Here is a 20,452-nt window from a genome sequence, read left to right on the forward strand (position 1 = left end):
ACGAATAAAGATATTAAATAATTTATTTTTTAATTCATGATCCTGCTTGAGAATTTTTTTTCCAAAATGTAATACTATCCTCCGATAATTTTATAAAAAGCTCTTTATGGATTTAATTAATAAGCTAATACCAACCAAAATACAAACTGTTATAAAAGTTTTCTTAATAAGTATATTCCCATTTAATTTTGACAGGTGAGCTCCGAAAAATCCTCCTGTAAAGGAACCTATTATTAAAACTATCAATAAATTTAATGGAACCGATCCTATTCTTGCCAAAAATACTGCTCCGACAAAGTTCCAAAAAATCCCAACAGTAAAAAATGTCATACTTATGGCTCGAAGAAAATCCATTTCAAAAGTTTTTATTAATAGTATTGTTACAAGCAATCCAGTTCCTGAAGAAATAGAACCATTTAATATGCCTATAAAAAAAATAAAAATTAAAAATCTAATTTTATGAACAAAATTAAGCTCTTTATTACCAGATGATAAGCCTAAATCTGGTTTAAGGAATGAGTAAAAAGCCAATAATATGGATATTATTCCTAAAATTAAGTACAAATACTTTTCTGATATATATTCAACTAAAGAAGCCCCAAAAATTACTCCTGGTAATCCAAAAATTAAAATTTGACAAGCAACACTTATATCATTACCTAAAGATTTGTAATTTCTTAAGGAACCCCCTATTCCTAGTGCTACTGTTGCTAATTTATGACTAGCAAGAGCCTGATAATAAGGAACTCCAGATAAAATCAATGCAGGCAATTGTAATAATCCTGCTCCTCCTCCAGAAATCGCTGAAAATGTATTAGAAAAAAACGATATCAAAAAAATATAAATACTTTTAAGTAAAGAATGATCAAAAATTCCTAATAATATTGTTAATAAATAAAGCATTAACTATAAATTGGTCTTTGTATTAATAAGTGAAAATTATTCTTTTCATTAGACACATTCGCTTTAAGAAGTCTTATCTTATCTTTTTCAATCATACTTTAAAAAAAACTGTTATTATCAGAAAAATTATCAAGAATTTTATGCATAGACAAGATGCAATTTACCTTGATCAGTTTTGTTCCAAGATAAGTAATAAAATTTGGAGAGAGTCACTTAACAAACTTACTAATTATAAATGCATTTATTGCGGTAAACCCTCAGAATCACTCGACCACCTTCACCCAATGTCAAAAGGAGGGATTAGCAGTTCAAGTAATTGCGTACCATGTTGTTTGTCATGTAATGGGAAGAAATCAGATTCAGAAGTTCTTAGTTGGTACAGAAAACAAAATTTTTATGATCCTCGAAGAGCTATGGCGATACGAGCATGGTTTAATGATGATTTGAAACTAGCGTCAGTTCTTTTGAACTACTTAAATTAAACAGTGAATGATAAATTGATTGAAATTCGAAAAAATATTTTTGTATATCCTTGAATAGGATCCTTTATTTTAGTAAGCAATCTTTTTATTAAATTATTCCTATTCTTTCTGAATTTATATTATTGTTCTTAAAAATCGAGATATTAGAATAATCATCTTTCCACATTATTGGTGAATCTATAACCTTTCTCTCTGGAGACTTTACTGAAAAAATCAATCCAAATACAAAAAGAATAGTAATCAAAATTATAGTCAATACTAATTTGTCTGAAATATTATTCATTAATCTAATCTATCTTGAAAATTTTTTGTCAGGAGTAGTTTTTTCGTAAACTTCTAGAAAATATGATTTGAAATAATCAACTCCCTCCTTTCCAATTAATCCAAATGACCATCCACAATCATTTACTACTTGCAATGAAATTTGATTTGCCAAGTCACTTTTCTCAATCCATTTTTTCTGAGGATTGTAAGAGAAAGATATAATGTTTTCAGTTTTTACAATAGCTGATTTCATTGCCTCATCTTTAGAAAGACCATTTTGGATGGCATTGCAATATTTCTTAGAGAAATTATTAGAGATCCTATTTTGTAGCAAACTAACACTAGGATCGGATGTATCAAAAGCTAAACCTATTGCAGGTTTTAATTGAAAAATTATAAATAAAAATAAGACAAAAAATAATTTTAACAACAGCTATTAATCAATAGTTTATAAGTAATATAATAGTATCTTAAAATTGTCTTTTCAATTAAATCTGATAATTATTAAAAGCTAATTAAATTTCAATTTATTAATAATTAAAAGTATTGCGATAAGTTCAGTAATAATAGTCAGAGGTTTATTTGACTACTAATATGTACGAATCATTGATGACTTTACTATTTTTTCCTGATTGGACAAATGGATTACCTTCAGATTTCTTAATTCTTCATTTTTTTGTAGGAGCTGTGATTTTCCCATTCAACATGATTCATGCTAAAGCAAGAAAAATTGACAGTCAAAACCCACAGGAAGCCGCTAATGGGTATAAAAATTCTGACAATGCAACATTTTTTGGATACGAGGAAATCAATTAGATTTCCATAAAATTTCTTTAAGGAATTAGTTCATTGATGATAATTTCCCTTAATACAGCTTTAGATCTTAAAAAATTCAGTCCCAGTGAACCTATAGGAATATTCATTATTTTTGTAGGATTAATATTTACTGGTATGATTTTCTATATTATTTATGCTGTAAGTACGAATAAAGAATCCTTAGAAGACAAAAAAATTAGAACAAAAAAGGAGTACTTACAAAAGGAGAAAATAGGAAAATTATTTCCTAAGAAAAAATAGATTTAATTGCTTTATTACTATAAAGATATTTATTTATATTATTAATTATTAAATCAGTAGGATCTAAAAACATAAGTTTTAATTCTCTTAAATCAAACATTTCTAAAAATCTAACTATAACAACAAAATTTTTTTTACGAGGACTTCATATTGTTAATTGCAAAGCTAAATTATTTTCATATCAAGCAAATAATGTTAAAAATGGAAAAATAATTCTAAATCTTGGAGAATTCACCTCAATATCTATTTCTTGCTAGTGGAGTGAATAATGGAGAGGGGTTTTGGATCGTGGGTATAAAAAATTGCGATGAAAATATCCTTGATGATGAAAATCTTTTAGATTGCCATAGAAAGGAATTAATAGGTAATGAATCAGCAAAAGATATTCTTTTAGCTATTAATTTAAACATAAATAATTTATTAAATGAACTAAGAAACAAAAATTATTTAATTGCAAGACCTTCAATGGGGATTCCATTTGATATCCCTTTAGAAATTTTGGAAAATATTTTTGATTTTTGGTTAGATATTTATAAAAATCATCAAGCCTGGGAAGCTTGTTTAGGACTTCTTAAAGTTAGAAAAAGGATTCCCCTAACAAACCTAATTGAAAGCGAAAGTTTAATGGGGAACTCTAAAAAATGGGCTATAAAAATAGAAAATTTACATACTTATGTTCCTTCTTCACTTAAAAATGAAAAATTAAATGACCCCATGTGGGAATAATTTTATCTTTTAATACTAAAAATATTTACTTCGTTGGATATTTAAGTAAAAATAAAATAACTAATAATATAAAAATGAATAAACCATATTCTTTTAGTATCGATCAAATGAACGGGATAGTTGAGGATACATACGCCAAGATAATAAATGAATGTGAAAATTTAAAAAAAAATACTAATTGTCCAAATGAGCAAGTAGTAGCACTTTTAAGTGTAATTGCTTCAAATTACGCTACTACAACAGAAAAAATCGAAAATTAAGATGATAAGTTATTTTACCTGGAGCGAATTTGATAAGAGCGTAGATGAAATAGCTGATAAATGTAGGTTTAAGGAGTTTTCTGGAATATATGGAGTTCCTCGGGGTGGATTATGTATTGCTGTAGCACTAAGTCATAAATTAAAAATTGAATTAATTTCAAAACCAATAAAAAATTCACTAATAGTAGATGATGTTTATGAAACTGGTCGTACATTAACGACCTTCAAAGATATTGAAGGAGCAATGTTTTTTGTATTATTTAGTAAGATTAAACCTACATGGTGGAATACAGTATTTATATCAAAAAAAAGCCAATGGATAGTTTTCCCTTGGGAAAATACTTCAAATTCAAAAAGTGACCGCGAAGAGTACATCAAAAAAAGAGGTTTAAATTGAGAAAGAAATTATATTTGGCAAATCCATATGGATTTTCAAAACAAACTAAAACACTCTTACATGAATTTATTGAAATATTCAATGATTTAAATGTAGAAGTATTTGAACCTTTTGAGAGAGCAAAACCATTAACTCAACAAGAAAGTGAATGGGCATATGACGTTGCAAGAAGTAATTTCCATGATTTAAAAGAATGTGATTGTATTTTTGCGATTGTTAATGGTAATCCACCAGATGAAGGTGTAATGATTGAATTGGGTATCGCAATTGCTCTAAAAAAGGAAATCTTTTTATTCAGAGATGATTTTAGAAATTGTTCCGATAGCGATCAATACCCATTAAATCTAATGTTATTTCTTGGACTGCCTAAAGATGATTGGGAAAAATATTATTTTGAATCATTACAAGATATAAGAAGTAATAAAAAAATATTTGTTGAGTGGGCAAAAAAATAAGCTATAAACCATAATTTCTTGAGTTGGAGTTTGAATTTTAAATTTATCTAATGAGGTGCTAGAATGTTTTTTATTTAGAAAATTTTGACACAGGTAACAGTTGGAGAGAACGAGGGAATTGAGTCAGCCCTTAGAAGATTTAAAAGACAAGTGTCTAAATCTGGAATCTTTGCAGATTTAAAAAGACTTAGGCATCACGAAACCCCTATTGAAAAATACAAAAGAAAGTTACAACAGAGAAGAAAAGCAAGGAGAAGATAATCTCAAAAAACTTATAAAATTTTTGTAAATTTATTATTATTAATTTTTATTGAAGTTTGAAAAATATTTAACTATTTAAGCTTTTTAAGCTTCTTAACAAGATTTATTCCAACTCCTGAGACAGCAAGAAGCTCTTTTTCATCAGCAGCGATTACTGCCTTTGTTGTTTTAAATCCTGCCTCATACAAAGCTTTTGCGCTTTTTGCTCCTACACCTGGAAGTGTAGTCAAAGTTTCAATATTTTTCTTAGAATTTACAGCTTTGGTTTTTGTTTTTGTTTTTGTTTTTGTTTTTGTTTTTGTTTTTGCAGACTTTGCTGCTTTTTTTTCTTTCTTTAAAGGAGTTTCAGGAGTTACTGCACTTTTAAATAAAATTGATTTTAGTTTGCTGAGAAATTTAGAAATCATTGCAATATATAAGTAATAAAATTAGCTCTTCAATTTAATATTATCAAATTCCAGAGGAATTAATAACTAGACAATAACTAATTGAGTAGAAATAATTTATTTACAATTATATAAAGACACACATTTAATATTTATGCAAGCTTACGAGCCATTGAAAGGTATTCAAAATTAATTTCAAAACTAAAAAAATATAAAATGTATATTCAAAATTTTAAGGGTTTTATTAATAGTAAAGTTAAAATCTTATTAAAGAACAGATGCCAAAAAATGAAGCTTATTTTTATAAGTGGACCTTCCGGAAGCGGGAAAACAACTTTATCGAATCAAATAATTAAAAAAAATAAAAATGGTATTGTGTTAAGTACCGACAATTACTATAAGACAGGTTTAATAACTAAATTACTAACAAAATTTGTAGAAGGCTTTTTTGATAGAAGTATCAGTTTTAATAACAAACTATTCAAAAAAGATTTTGATTTTATTTATAAGAATGGAATTTCAATCTGTGATCGTTATTATGATTTCGAAAAGAAAACAATTAAAAATATCTTAAACGAAACAAATAATATTAGTTTTTTAATTGTTGAGGGTATATTTGCTAAAGAATTCTCAAAAACTTTAAATAATAAGGATTATATTTTTTTAGAAATAAAAACTAAAAAAAATGAGTGCATGAAAAGAGTTGTCCAAAGAGATATAAAAGAAAGGGGGAAGGATAAAAAACAAGCTGAGAATGATTTCATAAAATCATGGAACATTTATTACGAAAAATTCAACCCTAATAGCATAAAAAATAATAAAAATAAATTCATTATTAAAAAAAACACTGATGTAGATCACATTCTGAAAAAGTTATTAAATTAAGTCTTTAATTTTTTTCTCTAATATTAAAGCACTAAAAATTGAGCCTTCAATTCTGCCAAATCCATCTCCTTCAAACCAGTCTCCGCAAAATCCAATTCTATATTTTCTACTAAATTGCAAAGATAATGGTATGGCAAGGCCAGAAGGCTGTGAAGCTCGCCATTTCATAATAGATATTTTTTCATCAAAAGTTAATTTATGGACTACAGAATTCTCTTCAAACAGTTCATTGAAATTTGTAATTATTTTTTGTTTAAAAACTTCTTCATCTTTTGCACTTATATAAGAATTAATTAACTCTGCGTTTTTTGAATGTGCTACAATTCCTAATTTATTATTATCTTGAAACTGAAAAATAATTCTTTCAAAACTATATTTTTTTTCTAAATTATTTTTTAAATAAAAATATCTTTGTTTTTTAGAATAATAGTCTTTATAACTATAATTTTCATTTGTATAAATTAAAAAAGTTAATCTGGGAATAAATGTTTGTTCTTCTAAAAAATTTAATAGTAAATCTATTTTTTTATCATTATTAATTGGAATAGCTTTTCTTAATGGAATTTGATTTACGTTTAATATTTTTAAAGACCTCTTATGTAACAACAAGTTAGTTGAACAAATTAGATATCTAGACTTGAATTTGTCGCCATTTTTTGATGTTAGCAACCATTCCTTATCATTAAACTTCATATCAACTATTAAAGTTTCAAAGAAAAAATCAATTTTCTCTTTTAAATTATTTGACTCAATTATCTTTTTCGATAATTCACTCATGGAATCTAAAGGTAGATAATTAACCCCGCGAGAAAATTCAGATTTTTTTATGTTTTCTAAATCAGAATCATCATTTAGAAAAATGATGTCTGAGTCATCTATTTTTATATATTTATTTTCTAATAGTTCATCAATATATCTTTTTAATAGAAGATTATTTTTACTATTAATTATATTAAAATTTGGAGAACCATGGTTTAGTTTCCATCCTTTATATTTTTTGCTTATTCTTGTACTTGATCTCCCTCCAAGTCCACGCCCAATTTCAATTAATCCAACTTTTTTTGTAATATTATTTTTCAGATACTTTGAGGCTAAAACACAAGCAGATATACCTCCACCTATTATTAATAAGTCATATGTAACATCACTTTTCATGGTTTTAATATTGAAAGAAATTATCTTTCATTTTCTAAAAAACTATAAACAGATTCAAGTTTCTCTAATGATGAAAAATCAGATTCAATTACAGGAGTAACATTATTATTTTTATAAAAACTAATTAAATCTCTTGTAAAATCAAAAAAATTATCTAAGGCAAATAAAAACTTTTCTGATATGTATACCTCTTTCCAAGGACGAAATTTAAACCGCGCTATAAATTGTTTAGAAGGAATAAATAAACTTCCAAATAGATTTAATTTTTCCTCTTTTACAATTTTCTTGAGATAATTCAACTCATTCTGAAGAACTTTAATATCAGTACCATATTGAAACCAAATTGAATTTATTAATCCAGTAGAAATTTTTCTCTCGAACCTTTCTCTTTCTGAAGAAATATTATAATATTTTTTCAAGTATGGATTGTAAGCTATACCTAATTTAACTTTTAAATTTTCTTCTTTTTTTAAATAAGCTAATACATCAACAGAGTCAAAGTGTTTTTTCTTATTTGATCCCGACACAAGCAAAATTTCATGATTTCTATTATTTTGAGAATTTTTAACAAAATCTAAAAAATACTGATATGATTCGGCTTTATTTTTTGAATATTGATGATAGAGACTATAGTGATAGGTCACATTAAATTCATTGAAGTTTTTAGATATATATTTAATAGTTGAATTAAATAATTCCTTCTTAATAAGTCCTTTACATGGAATATTAATATTTTTAATATTATTTAATTTGCAGAAATTAAGTCTATTTTCTAACTGAGAAATATTTTTAAAAGACAATTCAAATCTTATATTATTGTTCATTATTTAGTATTCAAATTTCATCCAATAACATATTAACGAAAACACGCATCTGCTACGATTCTTATTTTAGAAGTCGTATTTTTATTCTTAGCCTTTAGAAAATAATTAGGAGAAATCTCTAATGCAGCTTTTAAAGAAATTTTATCTTCTGCAGATTTTGCAATAACTTGATAAAAACATTTCCAATTTTCTGGTATTAATAAACCGGGCCATGATAAATAAAGACCTAAAAAAATCCCGAAGAATAGAAACAAAAAAAACTTCATAACAAATAAAACTTTTCATTTTACTAATTAGAATAAATAAAAAGCAATTGTTCAACTGTATTAGAAAATAATTAACAAACTATACTTTCTTCTTTTGGCAAATATTTAATCCATAAAAGATTTTCATGAACTCGAGAGGTTAGAATACCAAAAAGTATTATTTTAGAATATGGCTAGCCAAGATTATCTAATTGCAATAGCTTTAATAGAGCAAAACCATGTTAGAGCAATGCCTCTTGGAGGTAAAGAAATTAAAGATAATTTAGAGGAATCAGAAAATTTTAAGAAACTTGGAGAAGAGGTAATTTTAAATCTTCTATTGAGAGTTTTTCAAAGGAGCGATGAAGGTGCTTTAAAAAGGGCTTCAGAAGATAAAGGTTTGCTTTTAGTTCATATGCATCCTAAAAGGATGCAAAAAGAGCTTCCATTTATTAAATCTGAATGGATAAGAGACGGAGATACACAACAGTTTCTAAAATACCTTGGCAATCTCTCAAAAGAAGTATGGACTGCATCTTTCGTAAAATACAAAGGGATTGAATTTACTACTATCTCGAAGAATGAAGAGATCTAAAATATATTAAAACTATTTTCTTTTCAAAGAATTTCTTTCTTCACAATATTATTTTCCATTTTAACTCTAAAGCAGTTTCTACCATTACCAAAATCAATTGAGGAATAGTCAAAATCATTTTTAATATGCAAGGCACAATTGCCCTCAATACATATACAAGATTCAATAATTTCTCTCTGAATAACATCATTAACATAAGGTTCCCTCTCTTTCTCTTCATCGAAATGCGGGCACGCAATACCTTCAACTATACCTAAGCAATCAATTATGGCTAATTCTTTAGCATAAGAATCAGTTATACCTTTTTCAAACCAACAAATAGCCCCAGCACTTACACCACTCATTACAATTCCTTTTTCATAAGCATTTCGCAAAATTTTATGTAAATTCCATTCTTTCCAAACAGCTAACATACTTTTTGTATTTCCTCCGCCAACATAAATGATGTCTTGAGTTAAAACTATTTCTTCTAAGTTTTCTGTTCGGGAGAAGAAATCTATATGGCTTGTTATACAATCAAGTTTAGAAAATGCTCTATAAAAATTTAGTTTGTACAAACTACTATCGCCAGATGCTGTTGGAATAAAGCAAATTTTAGGTCTTTTTTTATTACTCAAAGAAACTATATATTTTTCAATATCAAGAGAGCCTAATGAACGTCCAAACCCTCCTCCCCCAATTGCGACTATATTTTTAATAGGCATTTTAAATAATAGATTCGTATATGAATTTAAGACAAATTACCATTAAAGATCAACAGGAATTAAAGAAGGTTTATTTTGATTCAATTCAATCATTAGATGAAAAAATTTATAGTCAAGAACAAAAAAGGGCTTGGTCAAGCCAAGCTTGGAATAATCCAAATTTTGATAAGTCAATAATTAAAGGAAAAGGATGGCTTATAAGTAAACAAGGAATTATTATTGCATTTGCCACAAGATATCCCACCGATAGAATTGCGCTATTTTACTGTAAAGGTAAATTCCAAAGAAAAGGTTACGGCTCTAAGTTGCTTAATAAATTAGAAGATGAAGCAAAGAAAGAAGGTTTAAATTCTATTTATACCGAAGCGAGCTTAATAAGTTATGAATTATTTCTTAAAAATGAATGGGAAATTATACGTAAAGAAAAAGTCATTATAAATAACATTTTTTTTGAAAGATATAAAATGACTAAAATTATAAAAAATTAATTAATTAATAATGTCTCGCAAAAGCAACGATTTTATCCTAGTTCAAAGGGTTCTAATTTGGGCATTATACTTTTTTTCAGGATTTATACTTTATTCAGAAGAAGGTATCTTACCATCTACATTAATTATTTTTTCAAGAATAATTTATCCATTATCTATTTTCTGGTTGCAAATAAGAATTAAGAAAAGAACCAATTTTCTGCCTATTGATTCAAAAATGACGACATCGCAGTTATGGTTTAATTTATTACCCGTTATTGCATCTCTAATAACTGTAATTTTTTCTTTAACTAATGCTTTTTTATATATTCTAGAAAAATTAATTAATTCTTAAAAAAAGAACATTATTATTTCCTGATTGCATTAAATATTTTTCTCATAAAAACATAATGTAAAGAAATTTGCCTTTTAAATATATTTGTCTAAATTTTAAATAGTGATCAATACAATCATGAAAAATATTTCATTAAAGGGAAATATTAATTTTGACAAAAAGAAAGATATAAATGATTATGAATTATTCTCTTTAAAAATCACAGACAGTTTATATAAAAAAGATATTGGGAAATTTCTTGAGACCCTCTCCTCTCACTTTATTTAGGAAAATATTCTTTTTCTGATCTTCAAATTCAAACAGTCCCATTAATAAATAAGTATTTGAGGGATAATGTGTAAAACCATAAGAATACTCCAATGCAATTATTTCTTGCTGACTGCCAATTCCCAGATATTGAGAATCAAGTGAAAGCTTATCAATTATTTGTGGAGGCCTGGGATAACGGTGAAATTGCAAAATCAGATAAAAATGATAAATTTGAGATGTTATTTAGAGTTCATGCTCCAGGAGAGGGTAGAGTAGTTTGTTTATGTAAGGCACAGAGTGATAAAGAAATTTTTGAGCATTTTGCTCCATGGAGAGCCAAATTTGGCATTCATATGGAATTTACACCTGTAATAAGTTGTCAAAATGTTGTTGATTACCATAAAAATTTGTTCAAAACATTAGGGTAATTAGCTTAAATCTAAAATTCATCGTGATTAAACCTTTTTCCAATCTTATTTATAAAAAAAAAGATAGAAATTTTTCTTCTTCAAAAAGTGAACTTAAGAAAGAAGAAAACGTCAAATCTAAACCATTAATAATATTTGGGTTTATCATCTCATTAACTTCCATCTTTTTACTTTTATTCACCATTAACAATAAATTTGGATGATATATGAGTAATTAGAACTATTACCTGGGAACAAAAATGTCCTATTATTAATTTAAATAACTAACTATATGGCTTTTAACGAAGGGGGGATGGCATCGGGACTTCTCATCATTGCAGTATCAATAGTTTTTGCTGCCGGCTTTGGATTTTTAGTCTTGCATTTTGTACCTGGAACTCCATTTTAGGTTATCCAACTTAATTTGATTCACAAAATATCTTAAACATTTACAGTTTCTAAATCCTGCATCTGATTATCATCAGAATTAGATTTCTTCTTTAGTCGATAGGCATAAACTAAAGATCCTAAAGCTATGGTACTAGAGGCAAAAATCCCCGATATGAGTATCAAGGCAAAAAGAGCCCCTATTAGACCCCCTTTTAATCTGAGCAAATTTGATTTAATTAAAAGTATTGATAAAAAAACAATAGTGGCTTTAAGAGAAGAGATTTTTAGAAAAGTAAATGGATAAAAAGGATTCAACAACATTTTTGGGGGAAATAATCTGGATTAATTCTAAAAATAAATTTAAAAAACCGCATAAAAAAAGACTCAAATGAGCCTTTTAAAAATCAATATTAAATTTGATGATTTATGCATCAGGGTCAAAATTCTTTAGGTTTGGACCAGCAACAAGACCAACAAGACCAAAAAGGACTAAAGAACCAATTCCAAAGCCTGCTGCCCAAGGATTGAAACCACCTAAAGCAAAAGAAGCTAATAAATTCATGATTTTAAAACATAATATCTCCGAGTAAGCATACAGATTTTTATGAAAAATATACCTATATTGAGACATTTCTTCGTAATTATTAGAATCGTTTAACTATCCTTTTAAAAAATCCACAAAATTTTTATTATTTGTTTTATTATCGAGGCATTACTATTTTTATGGCGCACCTTAATACCATCAAGACTGTTTTTTTCTAATGACTTCCAACTATACCTTTATTTATGATGGAGAATGCCCATTCTGCAATCATTTTGCTGAGCTCCTTGAGATCAAAAGCAAGTTAAATAATATTAAAATTTTGGACGGTCGTAAAAATTTAACTCTAATTAAATCCCTCCTAGATAAAGGCTATGATCTTGATAAAGGAGCCATTCTACTGAAAGATGAAGAGATCTTTCATGGGGCAGATGCAATTAACACTATTTGCAAACAGATAAAAAATCCCTCAAATAGTTTACTTTTGATACTCTCTAGAGTGTTTAAATCAACTAAACGAACAAATTTGATATTTCCTTTACTAGTCAGAGCCAGAAGATTTGCATTGATATCAAAAGGTATATCAATATCCCTAGTTTAAAAATAAAAACTTTCTAAATATTAAATAACATATTTATAAGCTTCTGTATCAATAAATGATAATTGATTATTTCTTAGCTAGAACTAGGTGGTAACAACAAGTATTAAATGATAGAGAACTTCAATCCCTTTATTTCATTGGGCGGTGATAACCAAAAAGTTAATCATATGGCTGAAGCGGCACTTGAAATGAATTTAACTTGCAATGATTTGAAGAAGGATTTAAATTTAACTGATGGTGATGTAGTGGATATGTTGCAACTAGTCATGGATAGGTTTAAAAATAGTAATTAAGTTTATATTTTTATCTTTTAATCGCTATATATCTATTATTTTTTAATGAAAACAGTACAAATTGAGTTTTCGAAATATGAATTAGTTAACTTTTTATGGCCTGAATTAATAGAAGACTACGGATTTGATAAAGCCAGAAAAATAGTTTCTCAAGCTATTGACTTACAAAAAATGAATGGGACTAAAAATAGCACCATGCCAATCATATTTTCAGGAACAGGAGGATTAGCTCTAATACCAATACAAATGCTAGAGAAAGAAAATTTTGAGATTAATTATAAAGATAATCAAGTTTTAATATTTAATCTAAAAAGAAAATCATTTCAAATCTTAAGTGAAGCAAACTAATCTAAATTAGTAATTTCTCGATAAAGCCAAAAGTACCTTATAGTCTAATAAAACAATTAATTGATAATGACTTTTGAAGCGACCTACCTAGGTTCAAACGGTTGGCTTATAAAATTTAAAAAAACCAATTTAATTATTGATCCTTGGCTCAAGGGAGATTTAATATTTCCTCCAGGTGAGTGGTTTTTTAAAGGATCATTAGATGAAGAAATTTCAATGGATAAAAATATAGATATTATTTTGTTAACCCAAGGATTACCTGACCACTGTCATGTTCCAACATTAGAAATGTTCAGAAAGGATATTCCTATAATTTGCCCTAAAAGTGCTGTTGAAACATTAAAAAAAATATGTTTTAGTTCAATTAAAGTGCTTAAGCCAACTGAAAAGACAAATCTTTTTAATTTAAGTTTTGAAGCAACTGCTGGGGCTCCAGTGCCACAAATAGAAAACGGATATATTGTTAAAGACGATCAAGATAATGGGTTTTATATAGAACCCCATGGATATCTTGATGAAAATTTAAGTAAGCAAAATCTTGATGCAGTCATTACTCCTACAAAAAATTTAGAATTACCCCTAGTTGGTTCTTTTGTAAAAGGTGCTGATGTAATCCCTAAATTAATTAACAAATTCAATCCAAAATATATACTCTCAAGCACCATAGGCGGAGATGCAAAATATTCAGGTTTTTTAAATAATTTTATTTCAGTTCAGGATTATGAAGAGGAATTAGATTGTAATCTTGTAGATCTAAAGAGTATGCAATCTATTATGATTTAAATCGATCCAAAAAGATCTTTTAATTAAGTTATTTAGCTTGAAAGTAAATCTACTTTAAAAGGAGCTCAAAAAATTCATTCATTTTTTATTACCTCAATACTTTTATTAGCTTTAAATAGTAGCTATGTATGTGAAAATTCAAAGCTTAATCTTGTTATGAGAAATAATATTAATGGTGACTTTTCCATAGTAGAAAAGATATCTGAGTTAAAGCCAGGCGCATTTATAAATATTAATTGGAATAAAAAAAAGCTCATGCTTCCATATTCTCTAAGAAAAGATTATATTTCCTTTACAGATAAAAAATGGGACTGGAGATATCAATTTAATAAGGACGGTTCGCCCGATATAAATAATCCTTCTTTATACGAACTACTACCTTCTGGGGAGATTAAAACACATTTTTGTGAAACAGAAGATGATAAGTCAAACTTATAATTTCAAAATAACTATTCTAGATTTTTTAACTTCTGAACTTCTTTGTAAAGATGAACAAACCAAAAAACCAAAATAATATTTCAAGATATGTGAAACTTGAAGATTACAAACTTTTTGATTATGAAATTCCAGAAATCTTTTTGGACTTCGTAATTAAGAAAAATGCTGTAAATGTTACGACCAAACTAAAATTGGTAAAAAAAAATAAGAATACCAGAAATCTAATTCTAGATGGTACGGATATATTAATAAAAAAAATATTTGTAGATAACTCACTACTGGGAAAGAAATACTACAAACAGCAAAAAAATAACTTGAAAATTGAAAATATAAACAAAGATAATTTTTTATTAAAAATAGAAGGAGTAATTAAACCGAAGGAAAATACGTCCCTTTTAGGTATGTATGAGAGCAATGGAATTATAACTACGCAATGTGAGGCAGAGGGATTTAGAAGAATAAGTTTTCACTCTGATAGGCCTGATATTCTAAGCAAATACACTGTGAGAATTGAAGCAGACAAGAATGATTATCCTGTCTTACTCTCAAATGGAAACGTCATAAAAGAAAATAATCTTGCAAATAATCGACATGAAATAATTTGGGAAGACCCATATCCGAAACCCTCATATCTATTTGCATTGGTAGCAGGAAAACTTAATTGTGTAAAAGACAATTTCATAACAAAATCGAATAAAAAGGTAAAAATAAATATTTTTGTCGAGTATGGCGATGAAAAATATGTTCAACATGCAATAAGTTCCTTACAGAAATCTATGAAGTGGGACGAGGATCAATATAACCTTGAATACGATTTGTCATTATTCAATATTGTTGCAGTCAGGCACTTTAATATGGGAGCAATGGAAAATAAAAGTCTCAATATATTCAACTCAAAACTAATACTCGCTAATTCTGAAACAACAACTGATGAAGAATTAGAGAGAATTGAGGGCGTGATCGCCCATGAATACTTCCATAATTGGACTGGGAATAGAGTGACTTGTAGAGATTGGTTTCAACTATCTCTAAAAGAGGGTCTAACAGTATTCAGAGATCAACAATTCACTGCAGACGTTCATGATCGCGAAATCAAGAGACTTGATGATGCTAAATTTCTTAGAAGAAATCAATTTAGAGAGGATTCTGGTCCAACATCACATCCTGTAGTGCCAATAAAATATAAAGAAATAGACAATTTCTATACGACCACGATTTACGAGAAAGGAGCAGAAATAATTAGAATGCTTAATAAGCTTGTAAAGGATGAAAATTTCTATAAAGGATTTAGTAATTACATCTCAACATATGATGGAAAGGCAGCAACAATAGACCAATTTGTCGATAAAATTTTAGAACATAATAATGAAATCGATCCTGAAAAGTTTAAAATCTGGTACAAGCAAAATGGGACTCCAAAAATTAAATTTAAGAGAATCTGGGATCAAAAAAGCGAAAAACTTACAATTGAAGCCTCTCAAAGTAATCCAATAAAGAAGAACCCATATAATGATTTACCTCTAATAATTCCTATAAATCTGGCTATATTTTGCAGTGAAAATAAAACGATAGTAAAAACGGTTGTTTTAAAAACAAAAAAACAAGAATTTATTTTTAGGAATATAAGATCTCACCTCCAAATTCCTATAGTAACTTATTTTCGCGAATTCTCTTCACCTGTTGAGTGGGAATCAGACACTGCCTTGGATGAAAAGTTTCTAATCTTAAAATATGAAAAAGATTTTTTTACACTATCTAATACTGTAAAAGCATTTTATAAAAAAATTATTTTATGTAGATTAGATGAAAAACCAGATCATAAAATTGAAAATAAATTAATAAGGACCTTAATATCATTTATAAAAAATAAAGATATTAATTTATCCCTTTTATCAGAATTACTAAGTATTCCGACATTTGCTGAAATTGAATCGGAAATGGAAAATATAGATCCTTTAAAGATATATAAAACTATTGACGAATTAAATCATTTATTCGGTATCAAATTAAAAAAAGAATTATATTTTAAGCTCGAAGAAATAGAGAAAAATCTAGATAAAGTGTGGCCTGAAGGTAAAAATGAAAGAAAACTAATCGAAACTATTTGGAAACTACTATTACACAGTCATGATGAGGAAATTAAAAGTAAAATAATTAATTATGTCGATAGTAATTCAATGACGCTAGCAAAAGCTGCATTGAATTCATTCAGTAGGATTAATTGTCCTGAACGAAAACTTATTTCAAATATATTCTTCAATAAATGGAAAAATAATAGTGTCGTTTTGGATAGTTGGTTCTCATTCAATGCATCTATAGAAATTGATGAAAAAACATGCAGCATTGAAAAATTATTTGAAAATAAGTTTTTTGATTCAAAATCACCGAACACTTTAAGAGCTATATTAAATTCTTTCGTAACAAGAAATAGTACTTTTCATGCAATTGATGGTTCTGGTTATAAATATATTGCAAAAAAGATAATTGATTTTGATAAATTAAATCCAATCGTAGTTTCCCGTTTTGTGAAAGTATTTAGTAGATACAATTATTATTCAGACCCTTACAAAAATAATATGGTAGAAACAATAAAGCAGATTAAAAAAAATAAACTATCAACAAATACTAAAGAAGTATTAGATTCAATAATAGAGTAATTAATTGATGTTATTTAATTAAATATAATAATAACAATTGTAAATATTAAAAATAAAATAAATACAAGATACTTATTAATAAAAATATAATCAAATACATTTTTATTATTATCTTTATTCCACTTTTTATTTACGTATTCCTTTGTTATAAATTTATTAGGTCTGCCACAATATAAACAAGTTGGGGAAGTTATTAAAATTAAATTTTTACATTGGGGGCACTTTTTTTTTTCCATAATTAAATCTTACTGAATAGAATTGAAATCAGAAACAATATATAAAATAAGTAATTTAAATTTTATTTATTATATTTTGAATAATTAAATATCATTGCAAAAAAAAATTTGATTCTAACTATTTAAAAAGATTCAATATAATAAAAAATTAGTATTTGGTTTGAAATGTTTGCTATTGCACTTGGAATGTCACCTATCGAAAAAATCACCGTTGCAATATCTGCTTCAATTTTTATAATCGCCTTTACATGGGTCTCGATTAAGGGAGATTTAAGAAAACTCGCTAATGAACTAATTGAAGACAATGAAAATAATCAGGATAATTAAAAAAAATTTTTAAACTACTTTGCATGCAAACTAGGATAATCAATAATATGCCTAATTTCTTTTAGGGAAGAACCATAGATTTTTTTACCATTTAGGTGAACACCAATCCATTTTTCCTTTTGATTAAAAAAATTACTTTTAGTAGTATCCCTCAGTAGATAATCTTTATTATCCCAATTTAAAGTTATATCCCAACCTTTATAATTTTCTATCATTGTGAAATAGAGAAGATACCCAAATAATACCCAGAGAGACATAAAACAAAAACAAAGGAAATAAGTATTTTTTTCGTTATTTTTATTTAATATTTATGTTGTACTGACTTTTATTTTACGAGCAGCTTCATCTGCATTTTTTCTAGCCAAATTTATGTCAGAATTTGATGAGAGAACAACACCCATTCTTCTGCCTTTTCTGGAAACCGGTTTACCAAAAATGAGCACTTTAGTCTTTTCAAATTCTAATGCTTCATTAAGCCCCTCATAAATAGGATTTAGATACTCTTGATTAGAGAGAATAACTCTGGTTGCAGAGGGTTCTATTAGATCTATATGCGGTATTGGTAAATTTAAAAAAGCCCTTAAATGTAATTCAAATTCATTAATATTTTGACTAACTAATGTAACCATACCAGTGTCGTGTGGTCTTGGAGATAATTCTGAAAATATAACCTCACTTCCTTTTATAAAAAACTCTACTCCGTATAATCCAGCCCCATTAAGGTTATTTAATATTCTACTTGTCATTCTCTTAGCTTCAATAATTAAGGACTCCTTGATCTCTATAGGTTGCCAACTACATTGATAGTCTCCATTAGATTGAAGATGTCCAATTGGTAAACAAAAAATATTTTCACCATTTTCCTTTCTTACAGTTAGAAGAGTAAACTCAAAATCAAAATTAATAAATTCTTCAATAATTACACCTTTAACCTTTCCTCTTGAATTTGCTCGTGCCTGTTCCCAAGAATTTTGTAAATCATTTTTTGTTTCAACCAAACTCTGTCCCTTTCCTGAAGAGCTCATTAAAGGCTTAAGTAAAAGTGGGAATCCAATTTCATCTGCTTTTTTTTCTAAATCATCAAATTCAAAAATATAATCAAACTTTGCAGTTTTAATTTTTAAATCTCTAGAAGCTAAGTCTCTAATTTTATCTCTATTCATTGTAATTTCTACAGTTCTGGCATTGGGAACAATTTTGAATCCTTCCTCCTCTAGTTCTTTTAAGGCTTCAATTGAAAGTGCCTCTATTTCTGGGACAACATAGTCAGGCTTAAATTCTTTTATAACATTTTTTAAAATATTTTTATCTCCCATATCAATTACTCTTGAATAATCAGCAACTTGCATTGCAGGTGCTTTTTCATATCGATCAATAGCAATAACTTCTAATCCTAATCTTTTGGATTCTATTACTAATTCTTTTCCAAGCTCTCCACTACCGAGCAATAAAATTCTCTTTTTAGAAAAAATTGATTCTTTCATATATATAAAACTTATTCATCATCCCCAGAAGGTTGTGAAGATGTATCATCTGCAATTTTTTTATCTTTAGAATAACTAAATAAAAAATTTCTACCTAACCAATTTTGACTTCGCATGCTACTAGTTATTGATTTTGAAATTGCTCCTAAAAAAAAGATTCCAATCATTGCCCAAATAATTCTTTCTAAAGCAATTGCAGGTGAAAAACCTTGACCGGAATAAATAATTTCAGTAAGTGGGTCTAAAGGGTCCAAAATTTAAACTGATTAATAATATTAATTATAAAGGGTTAAATAAATGAAAAATTAAAACTTATAAAAGAAATAACCAAAACCAGCATATAAATTAAACACAATAAAGTCTATACAATGCTATCTTCAAAGGGTGATTTTTTTTAGACATGCAAGTTGACGTACAAAATACTACTGTTCTTTCCGCGAACGGATCATCCATAAAACTCGGGGAATATTCAGGTGAAGTTATTTTAGTTGTTAATGTAGCGAGTTATTGCGGAAATACTGCTCAGTATCAGGATCTTCAAAAGCTACATGATTTATATTCAAGCAAAGGCCTAAGAATACTTGCATTCCCTTGTAATGATTTTGGAAAACAAGAACCTGACTCTCTTTCAGAAATAAAAAATTTTTGCACAACAAAATATGGCGTAAAGTTTGAAATCTATGAAAAAGTTCATGCCAAAGGGAATACCACAGAACCATACACAACCCTTAACAAAGTTGAACCTGAAGGAGATGTTGAATGGAATTTCGAGAAGTTTCTGATAGGAAAAGATAGTAAAGTAATTGCAAGATTCAAACCAAGCGTTAAACCGTTTGATGAAAACCTAATTGCAGCTATCGAAGTAGCTTTAGATTCATAACAATCTCCTTTAATTCAAATTAAAATATTAAAATTAAAGTCCCTTTATATTTAATTAAAAAAATAACCAAATTATTCTAAAAAAATATACTTTTTTAGTATTCAGCTCTTAATAGTGATCTTTAATTTAAATCTTATTTATTATCAGAATCAAATTCTACGTCTATTATTTCATCTTTAACAGTTCTTTTTTTTGGTTTAATTGATTTTACTTTTGCCTCTACTATTTCTTCTTTAACTTTACTTTCTTTTGATTCCTCTGCCTTTACTTCTGGCTCTATACTTTCTTCTTTAACTTCACTTTCTTTTGATTCCTCTGCCTTTACTTCTGGCTCTATACTTTCTTCTTTAACTTCACTTTCTTTTGATTCCTCTGCC

36 protein-coding genes are annotated in these 20,452 nt (G+C 27.5%); 22 read left to right on the plus strand and 14 right to left on the minus strand.

What is annotated here, in order from left to right:
• Positions 1 to 90: 90 nt before the first annotated feature.
• Positions 91 to 903, minus strand: coding sequence for a sulfite exporter TauE/SafE family protein (locus JJ844_08765; protein MBO6975768.1), 813 nt, complete (start codon positions 901 to 903; stop codon positions 91 to 93).
• Between the two features lie 140 nt (positions 904 to 1,043).
• Between JJ844_08765 and JJ844_08770 the strand changes: the two genes are divergently transcribed.
• Positions 1,044 to 1,385 carry an HNH endonuclease gene (locus JJ844_08770; protein ID MBO6975769.1) on the plus strand — a complete coding sequence of 114 codons (342 nt, stop codon included), beginning with the start codon at positions 1,044 to 1,046 and terminating at the stop codon, positions 1,383 to 1,385.
• 88 nt (positions 1,386 to 1,473) lie between these two features.
• On the opposite strand, the gene JJ844_08775 is transcribed toward JJ844_08770, so the two are convergent.
• Both JJ844_08775 and JJ844_08780 read right to left on the minus strand, forming a co-directional pair.
• Entirely contained in the window at positions 1,474 to 1,668 is a 195-nt protein-coding gene (locus JJ844_08775; GenBank protein ID MBO6975770.1) for a hypothetical protein, read from the minus strand.
• 9 nt (positions 1,669 to 1,677) lie between these two features.
• Complete coding sequence (locus JJ844_08780; protein ID MBO6975771.1) at positions 1,678 to 2,079, minus strand: hypothetical protein; 402 nt, start codon at positions 2,077 to 2,079, stop codon at positions 1,678 to 1,680.
• A gap of 164 nt (positions 2,080 to 2,243) precedes the next feature.
• Between JJ844_08780 and JJ844_08785 the strand changes: the two genes are divergently transcribed.
• From JJ844_08785 to JJ844_08815, 7 genes are all read left to right on the plus strand, one after another.
• Positions 2,244 to 2,465, plus strand: a complete 222-nt coding sequence (locus JJ844_08785) for a hypothetical protein (GenBank protein MBO6975772.1) — start codon at positions 2,244 to 2,246, stop codon at positions 2,463 to 2,465.
• A 36-nt stretch (positions 2,466 to 2,501) separates the two neighbouring features.
• Complete coding sequence (locus tag JJ844_08790) at positions 2,502 to 2,726, plus strand: hypothetical protein (protein ID MBO6975773.1); 225 nt, start codon at positions 2,502 to 2,504, stop codon at positions 2,724 to 2,726.
• 222 nt (positions 2,727 to 2,948) lie between these two features.
• Complete coding sequence (locus JJ844_08795) at positions 2,949 to 3,452, plus strand: josephin (GenBank protein ID MBO6975774.1); 504 nt, start codon at positions 2,949 to 2,951, stop codon at positions 3,450 to 3,452.
• Positions 3,453 to 3,526: 74 nt separating this feature from the next.
• A complete protein-coding gene (locus JJ844_08800; GenBank protein MBO6975775.1) occupies positions 3,527 to 3,712 on the plus strand; it encodes a hypothetical protein in 186 nt (61 codons plus the stop codon).
• Position 3,713: 1 nt separating this feature from the next.
• Positions 3,714 to 4,109, plus strand: a complete 396-nt coding sequence (locus JJ844_08805; protein MBO6975776.1) for a phosphoribosyltransferase — start codon at positions 3,714 to 3,716, stop codon at positions 4,107 to 4,109.
• Entirely contained in the window at positions 4,106 to 4,564 is a 459-nt protein-coding gene (locus JJ844_08810) for a nucleoside 2-deoxyribosyltransferase (protein ID MBO6975777.1), read from the plus strand. The genes JJ844_08805 and JJ844_08810 overlap by 4 nt, the downstream gene beginning before the upstream one ends.
• Before the next feature lie 84 nt (positions 4,565 to 4,648).
• Positions 4,649 to 4,825: a 30S ribosomal protein S21 gene (locus JJ844_08815; GenBank protein MBO6975778.1), complete on the plus strand. Its 177-nt coding sequence runs from the start codon at positions 4,649 to 4,651 to the stop codon at positions 4,823 to 4,825.
• Between the two features lie 71 nt (positions 4,826 to 4,896).
• On the opposite strand, the gene JJ844_08820 is transcribed toward JJ844_08815, so the two are convergent.
• On the minus strand, positions 4,897 to 5,232 hold the full coding sequence (locus JJ844_08820) for a helix-hairpin-helix domain-containing protein (GenBank protein MBO6975779.1): 336 nt from the start codon (positions 5,230 to 5,232) through the stop codon (positions 4,897 to 4,899).
• Between the two features lie 267 nt (positions 5,233 to 5,499).
• Here JJ844_08820 and JJ844_08825 point away from each other — a divergent pair, with 267 nt between their 5' ends.
• A complete protein-coding gene (locus JJ844_08825) occupies positions 5,500 to 6,096 on the plus strand; it encodes an AAA family ATPase (protein MBO6975780.1) in 597 nt (198 codons plus the stop codon).
• Here the strand turns inward: JJ844_08825 and JJ844_08830 are convergent.
• Genes JJ844_08830 through JJ844_08840 form a run of 3 tightly spaced genes read right to left on the minus strand, consistent with a single transcriptional unit; the run spans position 6,088 to position 8,341 of the window.
• Complete coding sequence (locus JJ844_08830) at positions 6,088 to 7,251, minus strand: NAD(P)-binding protein (GenBank protein ID MBO6975781.1); 1,164 nt, start codon at positions 7,249 to 7,251, stop codon at positions 6,088 to 6,090. The genes JJ844_08825 and JJ844_08830 overlap by 9 nt on opposite strands.
• A 20-nt stretch (positions 7,252 to 7,271) precedes the next feature.
• Complete coding sequence (locus JJ844_08835; protein ID MBO6975782.1) at positions 7,272 to 8,075, minus strand: hypothetical protein; 804 nt, start codon at positions 8,073 to 8,075, stop codon at positions 7,272 to 7,274.
• 32 nt (positions 8,076 to 8,107) lie between these two features.
• Positions 8,108 to 8,341, minus strand: a complete 234-nt coding sequence (locus JJ844_08840) for a hypothetical protein (protein ID MBO6975783.1) — start codon at positions 8,339 to 8,341, stop codon at positions 8,108 to 8,110.
• 169 nt (positions 8,342 to 8,510) lie between these two features.
• Here JJ844_08840 and JJ844_08845 point away from each other — a divergent pair, with 169 nt between their 5' ends.
• On the plus strand, positions 8,511 to 8,915 hold the full coding sequence (locus JJ844_08845) for a hypothetical protein (GenBank protein ID MBO6975784.1): 405 nt from the start codon (positions 8,511 to 8,513) through the stop codon (positions 8,913 to 8,915).
• Positions 8,916 to 8,938: 23 nt separating this feature from the next.
• On the opposite strand, the gene JJ844_08850 is transcribed toward JJ844_08845, so the two are convergent.
• Positions 8,939 to 9,619, minus strand: coding sequence for a peptidase E (locus JJ844_08850; GenBank protein MBO6975785.1), 681 nt, complete (start codon positions 9,617 to 9,619; stop codon positions 8,939 to 8,941).
• A gap of 20 nt (positions 9,620 to 9,639) precedes the next feature.
• Between JJ844_08850 and JJ844_08855 the strand changes: the two genes are divergently transcribed.
• The 4 genes from JJ844_08855 to JJ844_08870 all read left to right on the plus strand — a co-directional run bounded on the left by JJ844_08855 (position 9,640) and on the right by JJ844_08870 (position 11,118).
• Entirely contained in the window at positions 9,640 to 10,107 is a 468-nt protein-coding gene (locus JJ844_08855; GenBank protein ID MBO6975786.1) for a GNAT family N-acetyltransferase, read from the plus strand.
• A 10-nt stretch (positions 10,108 to 10,117) separates the two neighbouring features.
• On the plus strand, positions 10,118 to 10,441 hold the full coding sequence (locus JJ844_08860; protein MBO6975787.1) for a hypothetical protein: 324 nt from the start codon (positions 10,118 to 10,120) through the stop codon (positions 10,439 to 10,441).
• A 117-nt stretch (positions 10,442 to 10,558) separates the two neighbouring features.
• Positions 10,559 to 10,708, plus strand: coding sequence for a hypothetical protein (locus JJ844_08865; GenBank protein ID MBO6975788.1), 150 nt, complete (start codon positions 10,559 to 10,561; stop codon positions 10,706 to 10,708).
• Positions 10,709 to 10,800: 92 nt separating this feature from the next.
• On the plus strand, positions 10,801 to 11,118 hold the full coding sequence (locus tag JJ844_08870) for a DUF3303 domain-containing protein (protein MBO6975789.1): 318 nt from the start codon (positions 10,801 to 10,803) through the stop codon (positions 11,116 to 11,118).
• A 420-nt stretch (positions 11,119 to 11,538) separates the two neighbouring features.
• Here the strand turns inward: JJ844_08870 and JJ844_08875 are convergent, their stop codons facing one another.
• Together JJ844_08875 and JJ844_08880 are read right to left on the minus strand one after the other, a co-directional pair.
• Complete coding sequence (locus JJ844_08875; GenBank protein MBO6975790.1) at positions 11,539 to 11,808, minus strand: hypothetical protein; 270 nt, start codon at positions 11,806 to 11,808, stop codon at positions 11,539 to 11,541.
• 103 nt (positions 11,809 to 11,911) lie between these two features.
• Entirely contained in the window at positions 11,912 to 12,118 is a 207-nt protein-coding gene (locus JJ844_08880; protein ID MBO6975791.1) for a hypothetical protein, read from the minus strand.
• A gap of 130 nt (positions 12,119 to 12,248) precedes the next feature.
• Between JJ844_08880 and JJ844_08885 the strand changes: the two genes are divergently transcribed.
• The 7 genes from JJ844_08885 to JJ844_08915 all read left to right on the plus strand — a co-directional run bounded on the left by JJ844_08885 (position 12,249) and on the right by JJ844_08915 (position 17,711).
• Positions 12,249 to 12,629 (plus strand): DUF393 domain-containing protein, encoded by a 381-nt coding sequence (locus JJ844_08885; protein MBO6975792.1) that lies wholly within the window; start codon positions 12,249 to 12,251, stop codon positions 12,627 to 12,629.
• 107 nt (positions 12,630 to 12,736) lie between these two features.
• Entirely contained in the window at positions 12,737 to 12,922 is a 186-nt protein-coding gene (locus tag JJ844_08890) for a hypothetical protein (GenBank protein ID MBO6975793.1), read from the plus strand.
• A gap of 45 nt (positions 12,923 to 12,967) precedes the next feature.
• A complete protein-coding gene (locus JJ844_08895; GenBank protein MBO6975794.1) occupies positions 12,968 to 13,270 on the plus strand; it encodes a hypothetical protein in 303 nt (100 codons plus the stop codon).
• A gap of 66 nt (positions 13,271 to 13,336) precedes the next feature.
• Positions 13,337 to 14,053, plus strand: a complete 717-nt coding sequence (locus tag JJ844_08900; protein ID MBO6975795.1) for an MBL fold metallo-hydrolase — start codon at positions 13,337 to 13,339, stop codon at positions 14,051 to 14,053.
• A 156-nt stretch (positions 14,054 to 14,209) separates the two neighbouring features.
• Complete coding sequence (locus JJ844_08905) at positions 14,210 to 14,491, plus strand: hypothetical protein (GenBank protein MBO6975796.1); 282 nt, start codon at positions 14,210 to 14,212, stop codon at positions 14,489 to 14,491.
• 50 nt (positions 14,492 to 14,541) lie between these two features.
• Positions 14,542 to 17,148, plus strand: a complete 2,607-nt coding sequence (gene pepN, locus JJ844_08910; protein MBO6975797.1) for an aminopeptidase N — start codon at positions 14,542 to 14,544, stop codon at positions 17,146 to 17,148.
• Between the two features lie 401 nt (positions 17,149 to 17,549).
• Positions 17,550 to 17,711, plus strand: a complete 162-nt coding sequence (locus tag JJ844_08915) for a photosystem II reaction centre N prot (protein MBO6975798.1) — start codon at positions 17,550 to 17,552, stop codon at positions 17,709 to 17,711.
• A gap of 14 nt (positions 17,712 to 17,725) precedes the next feature.
• On the opposite strand, the gene JJ844_08920 is transcribed toward JJ844_08915, so the two are convergent.
• The 3 genes from JJ844_08920 to JJ844_08930 form a co-directional block, all read right to left on the minus strand.
• A complete protein-coding gene (locus JJ844_08920) occupies positions 17,726 to 17,926 on the minus strand; it encodes a hypothetical protein (GenBank protein ID MBO6975799.1) in 201 nt (66 codons plus the stop codon).
• 93 nt (positions 17,927 to 18,019) lie between these two features.
• Positions 18,020 to 19,195, minus strand: coding sequence for a formate-dependent phosphoribosylglycinamide formyltransferase (purT, locus tag JJ844_08925; GenBank protein MBO6975800.1), 1,176 nt, complete (start codon positions 19,193 to 19,195; stop codon positions 18,020 to 18,022).
• Positions 19,196 to 19,206: 11 nt separating this feature from the next.
• Positions 19,207 to 19,449 carry a lectin subunit alpha gene (locus JJ844_08930; GenBank protein ID MBO6975801.1) on the minus strand — a complete coding sequence of 81 codons (243 nt, stop codon included), beginning with the start codon at positions 19,447 to 19,449 and terminating at the stop codon, positions 19,207 to 19,209.
• Between the two features lie 146 nt (positions 19,450 to 19,595).
• Here JJ844_08930 and JJ844_08935 point away from each other — a divergent pair, with 146 nt between their 5' ends.
• Positions 19,596 to 20,075, plus strand: a complete 480-nt coding sequence (locus JJ844_08935) for a glutathione peroxidase (protein ID MBO6975802.1) — start codon at positions 19,596 to 19,598, stop codon at positions 20,073 to 20,075.
• A 133-nt stretch (positions 20,076 to 20,208) separates the two neighbouring features.
• On the opposite strand, the gene JJ844_08940 is transcribed toward JJ844_08935, so the two are convergent.
• A partial coding sequence (locus JJ844_08940; protein ID MBO6975803.1) for a cell surface protein occupies positions 20,209 to 20,452 on the minus strand: 244 nt, incomplete at its 5' end.

Origin of the sequence: Prochlorococcus marinus CUG1435 (assembly GCA_017644375.1) — a bacterium.
Lineage (GTDB): Bacteria > Cyanobacteriota > Cyanobacteriia > PCC-6307 > Cyanobiaceae > Prochlorococcus_A > Prochlorococcus_A marinus_AH.

What these genes read in the sequence shown, in the direction of transcription:
- JJ844_08830 (MBO6975781.1), bottom strand. Translation starts at nt 7,251, where the DNA reads ATGAAAAGTGATGTTACATATGACTTATTAATAATAGGTGGAGGTATA.
- JJ844_08825 (MBO6975780.1), top strand. Translation starts at nt 5,500, where the DNA reads ATGAAGCTTATTTTTATAAGTGGACCTTCCGGAAGCGGGAAAACAACT.
- JJ844_08770 (MBO6975769.1), top strand. Translation starts at nt 1,044, where the DNA reads ATGCATAGACAAGATGCAATTTACCTTGATCAGTTTTGTTCCAAGATA.
- JJ844_08800 (MBO6975775.1), top strand. Translation starts at nt 3,527, where the DNA reads ATGAATAAACCATATTCTTTTAGTATCGATCAAATGAACGGGATAGTT.
- JJ844_08915 (MBO6975798.1), top strand. Translation starts at nt 17,550, where the DNA reads ATGTTTGCTATTGCACTTGGAATGTCACCTATCGAAAAAATCACCGTT.
- JJ844_08785 (MBO6975772.1), top strand. Translation starts at nt 2,244, where the DNA reads ATGTACGAATCATTGATGACTTTACTATTTTTTCCTGATTGGACAAAT.
- JJ844_08905 (MBO6975796.1), top strand. Translation starts at nt 14,210, where the DNA reads ATGAGAAATAATATTAATGGTGACTTTTCCATAGTAGAAAAGATATCT.
- JJ844_08850 (MBO6975785.1), bottom strand. Translation starts at nt 9,619, where the DNA reads ATGCCTATTAAAAATATAGTCGCAATTGGGGGAGGAGGGTTTGGACGT.
- JJ844_08900 (MBO6975795.1), top strand. Translation starts at nt 13,337, where the DNA reads ATGACTTTTGAAGCGACCTACCTAGGTTCAAACGGTTGGCTTATAAAA.
- JJ844_08890 (MBO6975793.1), top strand. Translation starts at nt 12,737, where the DNA reads ATGATAGAGAACTTCAATCCCTTTATTTCATTGGGCGGTGATAACCAA.
- JJ844_08860 (MBO6975787.1), top strand. Translation starts at nt 10,118, where the DNA reads ATGTCTCGCAAAAGCAACGATTTTATCCTAGTTCAAAGGGTTCTAATT.
- JJ844_08875 (MBO6975790.1), bottom strand. Translation starts at nt 11,808, where the DNA reads ATGTTGTTGAATCCTTTTTATCCATTTACTTTTCTAAAAATCTCTTCT.
- pepN (MBO6975797.1), top strand. Translation starts at nt 14,542, where the DNA reads ATGAACAAACCAAAAAACCAAAATAATATTTCAAGATATGTGAAACTT.
- JJ844_08865 (MBO6975788.1), top strand. Translation starts at nt 10,559, where the DNA reads ATGAAAAATATTTCATTAAAGGGAAATATTAATTTTGACAAAAAGAAA.
- JJ844_08895 (MBO6975794.1), top strand. Translation starts at nt 12,968, where the DNA reads ATGAAAACAGTACAAATTGAGTTTTCGAAATATGAATTAGTTAACTTT.
- JJ844_08835 (MBO6975782.1), bottom strand. Translation starts at nt 8,075, where the DNA reads ATGAACAATAATATAAGATTTGAATTGTCTTTTAAAAATATTTCTCAG.
- JJ844_08775 (MBO6975770.1), bottom strand. Translation starts at nt 1,668, where the DNA reads ATGAATAATATTTCAGACAAATTAGTATTGACTATAATTTTGATTACT.
- JJ844_08935 (MBO6975802.1), top strand. Translation starts at nt 19,596, where the DNA reads ATGCAAGTTGACGTACAAAATACTACTGTTCTTTCCGCGAACGGATCA.
- JJ844_08880 (MBO6975791.1), bottom strand. Translation starts at nt 12,118, where the DNA reads ATGTCTCAATATAGGTATATTTTTCATAAAAATCTGTATGCTTACTCG.
- JJ844_08920 (MBO6975799.1), bottom strand. Translation starts at nt 17,926, where the DNA reads ATGATAGAAAATTATAAAGGTTGGGATATAACTTTAAATTGGGATAAT.
- JJ844_08790 (MBO6975773.1), top strand. Translation starts at nt 2,502, where the DNA reads ATGATAATTTCCCTTAATACAGCTTTAGATCTTAAAAAATTCAGTCCC.
- JJ844_08845 (MBO6975784.1), top strand. Translation starts at nt 8,511, where the DNA reads ATGGCTAGCCAAGATTATCTAATTGCAATAGCTTTAATAGAGCAAAAC.
- JJ844_08855 (MBO6975786.1), top strand. Translation starts at nt 9,640, where the DNA reads ATGAATTTAAGACAAATTACCATTAAAGATCAACAGGAATTAAAGAAG.
- JJ844_08885 (MBO6975792.1), top strand. Translation starts at nt 12,249, where the DNA reads ATGACTTCCAACTATACCTTTATTTATGATGGAGAATGCCCATTCTGC.
- JJ844_08805 (MBO6975776.1), top strand. Translation starts at nt 3,714, where the DNA reads ATGATAAGTTATTTTACCTGGAGCGAATTTGATAAGAGCGTAGATGAA.
- JJ844_08870 (MBO6975789.1), top strand. Translation starts at nt 10,801, where the DNA reads ATGCAATTATTTCTTGCTGACTGCCAATTCCCAGATATTGAGAATCAA.
- JJ844_08765 (MBO6975768.1), bottom strand. Translation starts at nt 903, where the DNA reads ATGCTTTATTTATTAACAATATTATTAGGAATTTTTGATCATTCTTTA.
- JJ844_08840 (MBO6975783.1), bottom strand. Translation starts at nt 8,341, where the DNA reads ATGAAGTTTTTTTTGTTTCTATTCTTCGGGATTTTTTTAGGTCTTTAT.
- purT (MBO6975800.1), bottom strand. Translation starts at nt 19,195, where the DNA reads ATGAAAGAATCAATTTTTTCTAAAAAGAGAATTTTATTGCTCGGTAGT.
- JJ844_08820 (MBO6975779.1), bottom strand. Translation starts at nt 5,232, where the DNA reads ATGATTTCTAAATTTCTCAGCAAACTAAAATCAATTTTATTTAAAAGT.